This window comes from Tardiphaga sp. P4_G1 (genome assembly GCF_056401215.1).
Map to the genome: position 1 here is coordinate 1 of NZ_JBFUJU010000015.1, position 12,906 is coordinate 12,906.

11 protein-coding genes and 1 pseudogene are annotated in these 12,906 nt (G+C 62.2%); 6 read left to right on the plus strand and 6 right to left on the minus strand.

The annotated features are described in order from the left end of the window. A pseudogene (locus AC1DUY_RS28205) lies at positions 1 to 315 on the minus strand (hypothetical protein); the annotation flags it as partial. 212 nt (positions 316 to 527) lie between these two features. After that, on the minus strand, positions 528 to 1,211 hold the full coding sequence (locus tag AC1DUY_RS28210; RefSeq protein ID WP_478118629.1) for an HAD family hydrolase: 684 nt from the start codon (positions 1,209 to 1,211) through the stop codon (positions 528 to 530). A 192-nt stretch (positions 1,212 to 1,403) separates the two neighbouring features. Here AC1DUY_RS28210 and rpiA point away from each other — a divergent pair, with 192 nt between their 5' ends. From rpiA to gor, 3 genes are read left to right on the plus strand one after another with little or no spacing between them, the layout of a single operon-like run. Next, a complete protein-coding gene (gene rpiA, locus AC1DUY_RS28215; protein WP_184515683.1) occupies positions 1,404 to 2,102 on the plus strand; it encodes a ribose-5-phosphate isomerase RpiA in 699 nt (232 codons plus the stop codon). 23 nt (positions 2,103 to 2,125) lie between these two features. Beyond that, positions 2,126 to 2,665, plus strand: coding sequence for a DUF2059 domain-containing protein (locus tag AC1DUY_RS28220; protein WP_093758922.1), 540 nt, complete (start codon positions 2,126 to 2,128; stop codon positions 2,663 to 2,665). A 54-nt stretch (positions 2,666 to 2,719) separates the two neighbouring features. Further along, positions 2,720 to 4,105, plus strand: coding sequence for a glutathione-disulfide reductase (gor, locus tag AC1DUY_RS28225; RefSeq protein WP_478118632.1), 1,386 nt, complete (start codon positions 2,720 to 2,722; stop codon positions 4,103 to 4,105). Between the two features lie 156 nt (positions 4,106 to 4,261). On the opposite strand, the gene AC1DUY_RS28230 is transcribed toward gor, so the two are convergent. Beyond that, on the minus strand, positions 4,262 to 5,182 hold the full coding sequence (locus AC1DUY_RS28230; protein WP_478118634.1) for an alpha/beta hydrolase family protein: 921 nt from the start codon (positions 5,180 to 5,182) through the stop codon (positions 4,262 to 4,264). A gap of 159 nt (positions 5,183 to 5,341) precedes the next feature. Between AC1DUY_RS28230 and AC1DUY_RS28235 the strand changes: the two genes are divergently transcribed. The 3 genes from AC1DUY_RS28235 to AC1DUY_RS28245 are packed head-to-tail and all read left to right on the plus strand — an operon-like array spanning position 5,342 to position 8,881. Beyond that, on the plus strand, positions 5,342 to 6,730 hold the full coding sequence (locus AC1DUY_RS28235; RefSeq protein WP_478118636.1) for a class II 3-deoxy-7-phosphoheptulonate synthase: 1,389 nt from the start codon (positions 5,342 to 5,344) through the stop codon (positions 6,728 to 6,730). Between the two features lie 2 nt (positions 6,731 to 6,732). Beyond that, positions 6,733 to 7,086 (plus strand): diacylglycerol kinase, encoded by a 354-nt coding sequence (locus AC1DUY_RS28240; RefSeq protein WP_089267150.1) that lies wholly within the window; start codon positions 6,733 to 6,735, stop codon positions 7,084 to 7,086. 43 nt (positions 7,087 to 7,129) lie between these two features. Then, positions 7,130 to 8,881, plus strand: coding sequence for an NAD+ synthase (locus AC1DUY_RS28245; RefSeq protein WP_478118638.1), 1,752 nt, complete (start codon positions 7,130 to 7,132; stop codon positions 8,879 to 8,881). A gap of 55 nt (positions 8,882 to 8,936) precedes the next feature. Here the strand turns inward: AC1DUY_RS28245 and AC1DUY_RS28250 are convergent, their stop codons facing one another. The 3 genes from AC1DUY_RS28250 to AC1DUY_RS28260 all read right to left on the minus strand — a co-directional run bounded on the left by AC1DUY_RS28250 (position 8,937) and on the right by AC1DUY_RS28260 (position 12,823). Further along, positions 8,937 to 10,994 carry a DUF1217 domain-containing protein gene (locus AC1DUY_RS28250; RefSeq protein WP_478118640.1) on the minus strand — a complete coding sequence of 686 codons (2,058 nt, stop codon included), beginning with the start codon at positions 10,992 to 10,994 and terminating at the stop codon, positions 8,937 to 8,939. Between the two features lie 108 nt (positions 10,995 to 11,102). Next, on the minus strand, positions 11,103 to 12,287 hold the full coding sequence (locus AC1DUY_RS28255) for a DUF2865 domain-containing protein (protein ID WP_439063598.1): 1,185 nt from the start codon (positions 12,285 to 12,287) through the stop codon (positions 11,103 to 11,105). A gap of 230 nt (positions 12,288 to 12,517) precedes the next feature. After that, positions 12,518 to 12,823 carry a Rossmann-fold NAD(P)-binding domain-containing protein gene (locus AC1DUY_RS28260; protein WP_089267154.1) on the minus strand — a complete coding sequence of 102 codons (306 nt, stop codon included), beginning with the start codon at positions 12,821 to 12,823 and terminating at the stop codon, positions 12,518 to 12,520. Between the last annotated feature and the right edge of the window lie 83 nt (positions 12,824 to 12,906).

Sequence of the window (12,906 nt, forward strand, 5' to 3'; positions counted from 1 at the left end):
GGCTGCACGCTTGGCAGCCTTGCGGGCGCGGCGCGGCGGCGTCGCAGGCTGCAACTCGGCGACGACCGGGCTCGGATCGACCRTTGTCCGTGCCGGCGAGGTGAAATCCCCGGGAACGCGGGTAACGGTCACTGGAACCGTCATCGGCTGGAATTTTGCGAGGGTAAAGGTCGCGCTGAACCCGGTTTCCGTTGCCAGAGGCAGCGAGCAGGGGGTTTTGCAGCTCGGGCCAATGGACGTGACCACCTCTGCGCCGGGCGGAACCGAGTCGAATTGCACGGTAACCGGTTCCGGTGCCGACTTGAATGCGTCCATGGAGAACGACGTGCAACCGGCCAGGCTCAGGCCTGCCGCTGCCAAAACTATTACTCTACGCATGGGTATATCCGTCACGTTTTGCGGCTAGCCGCCATCCCCTGGCAACCATAGGAGCGTCGTACATATGACGCAACACGCAGGCCGCTTATAGTTAATTGATGGTTAATGAAATCTCCGAACAACCTGAGAAACTCAATTATGTGAACAGTCTAGGCGGGGCGTAGGCGCAACAGGCGGTCGACAGTCGCCGGTAGATCGCGGAAATGGTCGATCACGATGTCGGGCTTGAGCTCGATAATCGGGACATCGGTATAGCCGAATGTAACGCCGATCACCGGGACATTGGCCCGCCGCGCCACACCGACATCGGGGCCGGCATCGCCGACCATGACAACGGACGACATCACGCCACCGGCACGCGCTACCGTCTGCTGCAGGATGACAGGATCGGGCTTCGCGACGCCGAACGTGTCGGCGCCGCAGATCGCCGCAAATCGGTTGGTCAGCTCCAGCTTGTCGAGCAGCAGCTTCGACAGCCATTCCAGCTTGTTGGTGCAAACCGCGAAGCGGTAGCCACGCCCCGCCATTTCGTCGAGCGCCGCAATCAGGCCCTCGAAGGGGCGCGACTCGTCCGCGATATGCTCCGCGTAATAAGCGATGAAATCCTCGGTCAGGCGTGTGACCTCGTCCGGGGTCATTTCCCGCCCCTCAAGCTCGAGCCCGCGTTCGATCAGGCGCCGGGCGCCCTGGCCGATCATTTTCCGCGCGGATTCCAGCGGGACGGGGGCCAATCCCTCCTCATGGAGCACATGATTCAGCGCGCTGATGAGATCAGGGGCGGTATCGACGAGGGTACCGTCGAGGTCGAAAACGACGAGGGGAGCTTGGGTCATGAGCGGATCGCTACCGGTCCGCGGCCGATCCCGCAAGGGGGGCGGACGTAGCCCAGCATCCCCCTGGGAATGCAGGCCTGCATTCCCAGGGAAAGCACGCCCTTCGCCCTGTTCCTTGCCCCCAAACGTCGCTAGATATGCGGCGCATCCCGTCCGCGGGACCGATTGTGAACCGCAAGGACCGCTGCGCCGATGAATATGGACGAGCTGAAACGACAGGCTGCCGCCAAGGCGCTCGAACATGTGCGTGATGGCATGAAGCTCGGACTCGGCACGGGATCGACAGCGAAGCACTTCGTCGAACTGCTCGGTGAGCGCGTGGCCGGCGGTCTCAAGGTCATTGGCGTTCCAACGTCCGAGGCCACGCGGGCCGATGCGCAGCGTTGCGGCGTGCCGCTGACCACACTCGACGAGGTCGATCGGCTCGATCTCACGGTCGACGGTGCCGACGAAGTCGATCCGGCGCTGAATCTCATCAAGGGCGGCGGCGGCGCATTGCTCCGCGAGAAGATCGTGGCAGCGGCGTCCGACCGCATGATTGTCATTGCCGACGATTCCAAATGGGTGCCGACCCTCGGCCGCTTCCCGCTGCCTGTGGAAGTGATCCCGTTCGGCCTGTCGGCCACACGCCGCGCGATTGCCGATGTGTTCGCTAAGTGCGGCCTATCCGGCGAAATGGCCATTCGCAGCGGCAAGGACGGTCATGCTTTCGTCACCGATGGCGGCCACTGGATCATCGACGCCCGGCTCGGGACCATCACCGATGCGCCCCGACTGGCCGGGCTGCTCGGCGCCATTCCGGGCGTGGTCGAGCACGGTTTGTTTATCGGTCTGGCAAGCACCGCCATGCTGGCAGGATCGCAAGGAATTCGCGTTTTCGAGCGTCCGTAACGGCGCAATCAAGGAGAATTGGAATGAAGAAGCTCTCGCACATGCTGCTGTCCGCTGGTCTAGCGCTCAGCGTTGCAGTGATCGCGCTGCCGGTCTCCGCGCAGCAGGCATCTCCGGAAGGACAGGCTCGTCCGATCAAGCCGGCATCGCCAGCTGCGATCGCTTACGCCAAGGAAATTCTGGCGATGAAGAACGCCAGCGCGATGTATGCCAATGCCGTGCCGAACATGGTTCAGCGCGTCAAGGATTCGTTGCTGCAGAGCAATCTGAACTATCAGAAGGATCTCAATGAGGTCGCCATCACCATCGCGCAGACGATGGCCGGGCGCGACAAGGAGATCACCGAGCAGATGGCGAAGATCTATGCCAGCGACTTCACCGAGGCGGAGTTGAAGGATCTTGCGACCTTCTACAAGTCGCCGCTCGGCCAGAAACTTCTTGTGCAGGAGCCCCAGTCGATTTCCGCCAGCATGACCTATATGCAGCAGTGGGCGCAGCAGTTTTCGGAGCAGGTCAACGGCCTGTTCCGCGCTGAAATGCGCAAGCGCGGCAAGGAAATCTAAGGGCGTAAGCTGAGGCCCGCTATCCCGGGCCTCAGCCCCCAGTTCGGAGCGATCATGGCTGACGTCGACGTCGATCTGTTTGTCATTGGTGGTGGTTCTGGCGGCGTGCGCGCCGCCCGTATCGCTGCCGGCTACGGCGCGAAGGTCATGGTGGCCGAGGAATATCGGTTCGGCGGCACCTGCGTGATCCGCGGCTGCGTGCCGAAGAAGCTGATGGTCTATGCCTCGCATGTCCAGCGCGAGATCGACGATGCCGCCGGTTTCGGTTGGACGATCCCGACGGCGACGTTCGACTGGTCGACCTTCATCGCCAACAAGGACAAGGAGATCGCCCGGCTCGAGGGCATCTATCGGTCCAATGTGGAGAAGACCGGCGCGACGACCGTCAAGACCCGCGCAGTGTTCGAGGATCCGCACACGCTGCGCCTCAGCACCGGCGAGACGGTGAACGCCAAGCATATCCTGATTGCGACCGGCGGCGCACCCAATCATGGGCCGGCGATTCCCGGCATCGAGCATGTGATTTCCTCCAACGAGGTGTTTCATCTGCCTGAACTGCCGAGGCGCATCGTGATCCAGGGCGGCGGCTATATCGCGCTGGAATTTGCCTGCATCTTCGCAGGATTGGGCTCCGACGTGACGGTGATCTATCGCGGCGACAACATCCTGCGCGGCTTCGATGAAGACGTGCGCGCCCATGTCCGCAGCGAGATGGAAAAGGATGGCATCACCATCCTGACCGGCTGCACGGTGACCAAGGTCGAGAAACACCGGCACGAATTCACGACGCATCTGTCCAGCGGCGCAAGCATCGCGTCCGATCAGGTGTTGTTCGCGATCGGGCGCAATCCGAACACCGCCAATCTCGGCCTCGAGAAGGCTGGCGTTGCGCTCAAGCCCGCCCATGGCGGCATCATCGTCAACGAGTTCTCGCAGACCAATGTGCCGCATATCTACGCGGTCGGTGACGTCACCAATCGCGTCAACCTCACGCCGGTAGCGATCCGCGAAGGCCACGCTTTTGCCGATACGGTGTTCGGCAAGAAGACCGTGAAGGTCGATCACAGCAATATCCCGACCGCGGTGTTCACCCAGCCGGAGGTCGGCACTGTCGGTATGAGCGAAGAAGAGGCGCGCGCCATCTTCAGCCACGTCGATATCTACAAGACCAATTTCCGGTCGATCAAATCGACGATTTCAGGCAGCGAAAGCCGCGTGCTGATGAAGCTGGTGGTCGACGGTGCGACGGATATCGTGGTCGGCGCCCATATCGTCGGACCGGAAGCGGCCGAACTCATCCAGGTGCTGGGCATCTGCGTGAAGCTGAAGGCCACCAAGGCTGACTTCGACGCCACCGTGGCCGTGCATCCGAGTGCGGCCGAGGAACTCGTGACGATGCGCACGCCGACCGCGCGCTACGTGCGCGAAGCCGCGGAGTAACACCAGCCCTCATGGTGAGGAGCGCGCCCTTGCGCGCGTCTCGAACCATGAGATGCAACGTATCGGTGTTTGTGGCCATCCTTCGAGACGCGGTCGAAGACGACCGCTCCTCAGGATGAGGGCGGATCGATGATCTGCGGCTTCAATGATGTGCCCCTAATCTTCCATCTGGATCCATTCGGCGGCGCCGCGCCACAGCGTGTCGCGGTGCTCCGGCCGGAAGAAGCCGAAATGGCCGACCTTTTTCGAGCCGGCCTCGATGGGGCGGATACTGTCGATTTCCGGCTTGATCGACGTGAAGCCGGCACAGAGCATTTCGACGGCGGCGCGTGTCGCCCACGGATCGTCCGAGAAGCTCAGGGCCCGCATCTCGCCGCGGTAGCGCGGAAAGTTCGCCAGTGCCCGCAGTTTGCTGTCGTCGAAGAAGTAGCGATCGCTGGTGACCCAGCCCGCCCATTCCAGAAACACGTCGCGTGGCAGATCGTAGCCGAGGCCGATCCTGCCGGGTGCATAGCCGATGACGCGCGCCAGCGGTGCGCCGACGAATTTCATGAGCGCATAGATGCGATAGCCCTCCGGCGGCGTCATCAGTCGCCAGGTGCCGGCCTGTGCCGCGATGAGCAGGGCGCGCGATACTTCGGAATTGTTGGGGATCAGGCCGAGCGCCTGACCGCCGAAGGAATGCCCTACAAAGGCAAGTGGCATTGCCTTGTAGCGCTCGCGCATCCAGGTCACCGCGGCGGTAACATCGAGCGCAGCCCAGTCGGTCATGGACGCCTTGAAGCCGACCAACGCGTTCGACCGGCCGGATAGGGGATCGGCCTTGGGCCGCGAATCTCCGGTGCCGCGATAGTCATAGGTCAGCACGGCGCAGCCACGGCTTGCGAGGTAGCTGGCGAAGCCTCTGTAGATTTTGCGGGGAACAGCGGTTGCGGAATTGATCAGAACCGCGTGGGTGCGGGCACCGCGGGGCAGGTACAGCGTCGCGCCCAACGAATAGCCGTCGGTCGCCTGGAAGGTGATGTCATCGGCAAAAGCGTCGTCCAGTGCAGCCTCCGACACCGCAGTTTCTCCCATGGTGTCCCATATGTTCCTTGCCCGGGCCTAGCAAATGCGAATTCGGCTTTGGCTGCAAGGGCTTGGGGCGCAATGTGGATTTCGAACTGGCGATCCCCATCTACGCTGTGTATAACGCGGCCTCCGCAGCCATAAAGCGCGGTTTTCAGGAGAGAAGTGATGTCCGAGCGGTGGACGCCCGATAGCTGGCGCGGCAAGCCCGTGCTGCAAATGCCGGAATACCCGGATCTCAAGGCCCTTGGCGATGTCGAGGCGCAGCTTGCCACGTTTCCGCCGCTGGTTTTTGCAGGCGAAGCCCGCAATCTGAAGAAGTCGCTCGCCCGCGTGGCTGCCGGCGAGGCCTTCCTGCTGCAGGGCGGCGATTGCGCCGAGAGCTTTGCCGAGCATGGCGCCAACAATATCCGCGATTTCTTCCGCGCCTTCCTGCAGATGTCGGTGGTGCTGACCTATGCCGGCGCGCTGCCCGTGGTGAAGATCGGCCGTATCGCCGGCCAGTTCGCCAAGCCGCGGTCCTCGCCGATGGAGAAGCTCAACGGCGTCGAACTGCCGAGCTATCGCGGCGACATCATCAATGACATCGCCTTCACGCCAGAATCGCGCGTGCCCGATCCGCAGCGCCAGCTGATGGCCTATCGCCAGTCGGCGGCGACGCTGAATCTGCTGCGCGCTTTCGCGACCGGCGGCTTCGCCAATCTCGGCAGCGTGCATCAGTGGATGCTCGGCTTCCTGAAGGATTCGCAGCAGTCGCGCCGTTACAAGGAACTGGCCGACCGCATCTCGGACGCGCTGAACTTCATGCGCGCCTGCGGCCTCAATCTGGAAAGCCACCCGGAACTGCGGTCGACGGATTTCTACACCAGCCACGAAGCGCTGTTGCTCGGCTATGAGCAGGCCTTCACGCGCGTCGATTCCACGACCGGCGACTGGTACGCGACCTCGGGCCACATGATCTGGATTGGCGACCGTACGCGGCAGCTCGATCATGCCCATGTCGAGTACTTCCGCGGCATCAAGAACCCGATCGGCCTGAAATGCGGCCCGTCGCTGAAGCCGGATGAACTGCTGAAGCTGATCGACGTCCTCAATCCGGACAATGAGCCCGGCCGTTTGACGCTGATCAACCGCTTCGGCCACGAGAAGGTTGGGGAGCATCTGCCGGGCTTCATCCGCGCGGTGCAGAAGGAAGGGCGCTCGGTGGTATGGTCGTGCGATCCGATGCACGGCAACACCATCACGTCGAACTCGGGTTACAAGACCCGTCCGTTCGATCGTATCCTGTCGGAAGTGAAGTCGTTCTTCCAGATCCATGCCGCCGAAGGCACCCATCCGGGCGGCGTGCATCTGGAGATGACCGGCCAGAACGTGACGGAATGCACCGGTGGCGCGCGCGCCATTTCGGACGAGGACCTCAACGACCGCTACCACACGGTCTGCGATCCCCGTCTGAATGCCGAGCAGTCCATCGACATGGCGTTCCTGATCGCCGAACTGCTGAAGACGTCCCGCGTCGACAAGGCGGAGCCGCTGCCGGTGGCATCGGGTCTCTAAACTTGTCGCGCCTCTGGCGGGCCTGCATCAACACCTGGAATGGCCTGACCTTCGCGACGCGATCGGAGCAGGCCATTCGCGAGGAGCTGTTTGCACTGCTCCTCGCGGTGCCTTTGTCGTTTCTCATCGGGACCACCGCAGCGCGTCGGCTCGAGCTGGTGGCGGTGGTTCTGCTGCTGCTCACCGTCGAACTGCTCAACACCGCCATCGAGAAATTGGCTGACCGGCTCACCACCGACCATGATCCGCAGATCGGGCGTGTGAAGGACATGGGATCGGCGGCCGTCGGCGTCGCGCTGGTGATCGCCGGCATGACCTGGCTGTATGCGCTCGGTGAGCGCATAGGCATCTTCTAATCCTGCAGTTGCGAAGGATGAGCCGGTAGGCTTGGATGTTTCCATGACAGAATTGACGCGCTTCACGGTCACACTCGCCCAGCTCAATCCCATCGTCGGTGACATCACCGGCAATGCCGCCAAGGCGCGCGCTGCGCGGGCGCAGGCCAAAGCCGACGGCGCGACGCTGATCGTGTTTCCTGAATTGTTCATCGCCGGCTACCCACCGGAAGATCTGGTGCTGAAACCGGCCTTTCAGGCGGCCTGCCGTGCGGCCATCGAGGAGCTGGCGCGCGAGACCGCGGACGGGGGTCCGGCTGTGTTGATCGGCTCGCCCTGGGTCGATGGCGGCAAGCTCTACAATGCCTGCGCGCTGCTCGACGACGGCCGCATCAGCGCGATCCGTTTCAAGGTCAATCTGCCGAATTACGGCGTGTTCGACGAGAAGCGCGTCTTCGCGCGCGGCTCGGTCTCGGGACCCGTCACCATCCGCGGCCTGCGCGTCGGCGTGCCGATCTGCGAAGACACCTGGATGGAAGAGTCCGCCGACTACGAAGACGTGGTCGAGACGCTGACCGAGACCGGCGCCGAAATCCTGATCGTGCCGAACGGTTCGCCATATGCCCGCGGCAAGACGGATCTGCGCTTGTCGGTGCAGGTCGCCCGCGTTACCGAGAGCCATCTGCCGATGATCTACCTTAATCAGGTCGGCGGTCAGGACGAACTAGTGTTCGACGGCGCGAGCTTTGTGCTCAATGCCGACCGCTCGCTGGGGGCACAATTGCCGTCCTTCACCGAGAGCATCACGACGCTGACATTCGAGAAGATCGACGGCCACTGGCGCTGCGACGGACCGATCGCACCGGTACCGGAAGGCGACGAGGGCGACTACGCCGCCTGTGTGCTTGGCTTGCGCGATTACGTCAACAAGAACGGCTTCCCCGGCGTGCTGATGGGCATCTCCGGCGGTATCGACTCTGCGCTTTGCGCCGCGATCGCCGTGGATGCGCTCGGCGCCGACCGCGTGCGCGGCATCATGCTGCCATTCCGCTACACCGCGCAGGTGTCGCTCGACGATGCCGACAAGCTCGCGAAGGCGCTGGGTTTCCGTTACGAGATCCTGCCCATCGCCGATGCCGTCAACGGCTTCGAGAAGATCCTTGCCGATACCTTCAAGGGTCTCGCGCGCGACATCACCGAAGAGAACCTGCAGGCGCGCACCCGCGGTACGCTGTTGATGGCCGTCTCCAACAAGACCGGCGCGATGGTCGTCACGACAGGTAACAAGTCGGAAATGTCGGTCGGCTATGCCACGCTCTATGGCGACATGAATGGCGGATTCAATCCGATCAAGGATCTCTACAAGACCCAGGTGTTCCGTATCTCGACCTTGCGCAATTCATGGAAGCCCGAAGGCGCGCTCGGTCCTGATGGCGAAGTGATCCCCAACAACATCATTATCCGTCCGCCCACGGCCGAACTGCGCGAAAACCAGACCGACCAAGACTCGCTACCCCCCTACGATATTCTCGATGGCATTCTCGAACGCCTCGTCGAACGCGAAGAGCCGCTGTCGGAGATCGTCGCGGCCGGTTACGAGAAAGACGTTGTGACGCGCATCGATCGGCTGCTCAACATCGCCGAATACAAGCGCCGGCAGGCGGCACCGGGCGTGAAAGTGACGCGGAAGAACTTTGGCAGGGATCGCCGCTATCCGATCACCAACAAGTTTCGCGATCTGGCCAATCCGTTGCCGAAGCCCGATGAGGACCTGGTGACGCGGCCCGGCAAGGGCATCAGCGAAGCGTTTGAATGAAGCTGTAGGGCGAATGACGCCCCACAAACCCGTCGTGTATCGGCGCGTGATCCTGTCACCGCGCCGTTTTGGCCACCGCCGCAAAGGTTGAATCGCTCAGGACGCCACCGCCCTGAAACAGGGTGACGACGGGTGAGGATGCGGCGCTGGTGCTGTTCTTGATGTCATACAGCGCCGAGAAACGGTTCAGCAGTTTGGCCAGCTTGGCGGGATCGGCGAGGTCCTTCAGATTGAGGTGTTTCTCCACCACCTTGGCCTGCTGATCGATATCCATCGCGCCCACCTCGTCCGGCAGGCTGAAGATGGTGCGGAACACTTCCGCCAGTGCCTTGTCTGCAAGCAGGTCATAGGCCGAGGTGATGCTCGGCGCCTTGCGCTCGAAGTAGAGCGCGAGCCGCACGCCGGGATTGCTTTCGCCCTGCTGCGTCTCCAGCGTCTGCTGCAGATATTTGTGCTGGATTTCCATGAACTGGTCGCGGGTCTGCGGCCCGAATTTCGGCAGCCGCGCGATCTCGCCGTCGTCGTCGAAATTGAACGAGGCCACCAGCTCCGCGAAACGCGGATCCTTCTGCGTGTTGACGAAGCTCTTGGGGTCGTTCAGGTCGGAATCGAACATCTTGCGCAGATCGGCGGTGGTCACCTTGGCGGGGTCGAGGTCCTTGGCGACGAGCGCGATGTCGATGAGCTTCCTGTCGGCGAGCAGATCCTTCACGCTCTCGATATTGGCGATGTTCTTCTGATAATAGACCGCGTCCTTGTCGGCCGCCTTGCGCAGCTCGGCCTGTTCCTTGTCCTTCGTGAAGCGTGTCTTGGCGATGATGTAGTCCTTCATCACCTGGGTGACTTCCGCCGCGTCCTGCGCCACCACGGGCGTCGTGATATTTCCGCTGCTGTCGAAATTGAATGCCCGAGCGAGCTGAACGTATCGGTCGTCGTGCAGCTTGTTCACGTAGCTCTTGGGATCGTCCGGATCGCTTTTGAGTACGTTTTTGATGATCGTCGGCGAAACCTCTTCGGGATCGAGACCAAATGATTTCAGAGCAAAATTATAGACGTTTGGCGTCTTGAGAAAGGCATCGACCGTGGTCACCTTGGCGAGACCGGAGCGATACTGCTTGATCAGCGATGCCGCGTACTTTTCGTCCGCTGCGAGATAGGTCGCGCCCTGGCTGTTGACATATTTGGCATGGGTGTTGCTCAGCTGCGCGGCTGTCTGGGCAGACGTTCCGGTGGGCAATGTGCCGTCGGGCGAGAACTCGAAAGCGCCGGCAAGCGCCACATAGCTGTCGATCGTCTCGAGTGCATCCTTATAGCTGAGGATGCTGACCTCATTCATCGATCCGCGCGTGCGCTCCAGCTCGATCTTCTGGCGCAGGTCGGCCATATCGGCGCCCGGCTGTTTCAATGCCGCCATGTATGTGTCGATCTTGCTGGCGGCATCGAGCATCGCTGCCTGGGCTTTGGTGATATTCGCATTGATGTCGGCTTTCTGCGACACCCAAACGGAATTGACATAGCTGTTCGGATCGGACGGATCGCTGCTCAGCACCTTGCTGATCGTGTCGTGGGACCAGCGATTCTTGTCGATTCCGAAGGCCGAAAAAACATAATCGCGCAGCTTGTCGTCGGCGAGCAGGCCATTGACGTTGGTGATCTTTCCGATCGTGAGATTGTAGTAGTTCTTGTTCGCGTCGATGGCATCGACCCCGCGCTGCGCTACGGCCGTGTACAGACCGATCATGTCGTCGGCCTGGTTCTCGGACTGGGCGGTGTTGGTGCTGCTGCTGGTGGTCCCGAAGGGGAAGGCCGCTGCGAAATCCCGGTAGCGCTTGTCGCTCAGCTTGTTGGCAAAACTGTTGGCGTCGGAGAGATCGCTTTCCAGCACCTTGCGCAGGAAGGCCTTGGCATAGGCCATGTCCTCCAGACCATAGGCCGTCGTTGCATAGGTATAGAGCCGATAGTCGTTCAGGAGATCATCGACGGTTTTCACCTTGCCGATGTTCTCCTTGTAATAGGCCGTATCCCGCGAGACGGTGGCCTGTTGCGAGATCCGCGTCAGCGATTGGGTGAGATTGCGGGAGACGATATTATAGTTGAGATAAGTGGAGACCATCCGAACACCCTCGCGGTTTGGCGTGAGCCTACCGTTCGGAGGTTGTCCGAAGCTGGACGCAAGGGCCGTGCCGTCGTCGCCCCGCCTGGCCGGGCGAGGACCCGAGGCTTAACGCGGCGCGTTGTTCGGCAAGAATTGCGGACCGACCGTGCGGATCTGGCCCGGTGTGGACGGCGCCGCCGGTTGCGCGGGAACTGCTGCTGCAGGCGCCTCCGGTGCTGCGCCCTTCTTCAAGGCTGCAGGCGTGCCCTTTTGCGGCTGCGACATCCGCTTGGCACGTTCCTCGGTGACGATGATGTCGCCATTCTCCGCTGCCGATTTGTCGTCGACATTCTTCAACGCCTCGGACCATGTCTGGCCCTGCGCCTTGCAGGAGCACGACGGGTTGAATTCGGTGCGATACTTGAAAGCGTTCGGCGACGACGAATAGGGCTGACCCGACACCGAGACAGCCGAGTTCATGTCCTCGCCGGGATTGCGATAGGTGAACAGGTTGGCGTCGGAGGCCGGGCAGAGATTCTTGCAGGTCCGCTCGTCATCGCCGAAACGCGCCGGGATCGTCGCGAACGAGATCGGGAAATAGAAGCCATCGCAGGTGCGCACGCAGACGGTCCGATAGGTGCCGGACGGAACGGGCGACATATTGCCGTCCAGCGGCGCCGCGCCGGGGCTTGGCTCGTTGTTGCCGAACAGGTTGCTCAGGAAACCGCCGGGGCCTGAGTTTTGCGGCGCCGCGCGCTGCGCCGCGGCGGCGTATTGCGGGCCGCAATTGTTCTGCGCGAGGGCCAGCAGCACCGAGCGGCGCTGGGTATCACGGTCCGAACTGCCGGGCGTGCCGACGCGCAGGCGTTCGAGATTGCTGGTGATCTGATCCAGATTGCCGCGCATCTGCTGGATCTGGTTGTTGACCGGGCCGCACTGCTGCGACTGGCCATTGAACAGTGAGAAGAAGCCGGAACTGTCGCAGCCCATCCGCTTGGCCTGCGCCGAGACGCGGTCGAGCTCGCTCTGCTGCTTGGACGCGGCGTCCTCATAGCGGCGAAGCTGTTCGGCGCGCGCGGGATCGAGGCCGTTGCCGCGATCGATGGTCGCAAGCTGCGCCTCGAGGCGCCCGCACATCGGATTGGCGGAGCCCTGCTGCTGCGCCTGGCTCGGCGGATAGACCTGCTGCGCGGGATAGCCCGGGGGCGGTCCGTTCTGCGCCGATGCAGGAGTGCCCAGCGACAGCGCACCAACCAGTGCGGCACCAACGAAAGCCCAGCGAGAAAGGGAAGCAGTCACAGTGTCAGACATATCCGGCCAATGCGCGAGTCAGAAGCGAGCGAGACAGAAACAAGCGGGGTAGTGCGGCATCGCGCGTCGATACCGCCGCCAACCTCTCGCCGACGTTGCCAGACGCGCGCGATGAAAATGCGGCGGCGAACGCGGCTTTCCATAGCTGCTTCTCGCGGCAGGGTCACGTCGTTTCCGGGGCCTCACTGTGGCCGCAAGCGTGACGCGAGAAAGTCGCAGGCCGCGGGATGTCAGCGCTGGCAGGTAATCGCAACGAATTCGTCGCATTTGCCGTGATGGCAGGCGCTGCCTGACGTCGGGACCGAGCCGGTCACTTCATCGGGATCGACGCGGCGATAGGCGACTGCCTGGTCGAAGGCGCGCGATTTGCAATAGGACAGGGCGGCATGCGCGCCGCATTTCTCGCCGCGGGCGAGGCACTGGTCGATACCGTAACCGTCAGACTGGTTGGCGATGATGAAGACGCGGGAATCGGCAAAGGCCGAGGAAGCGGCCAGAACAAATGCCGCCGTCAGAACGACTGAAATGGATTTCATAACTCACCGAATGAATGAGGAAATTCGCCCTCATTCGATACGCCCCAAAGATTAATAATCATTAACCATGGGCGGCGTAGCGA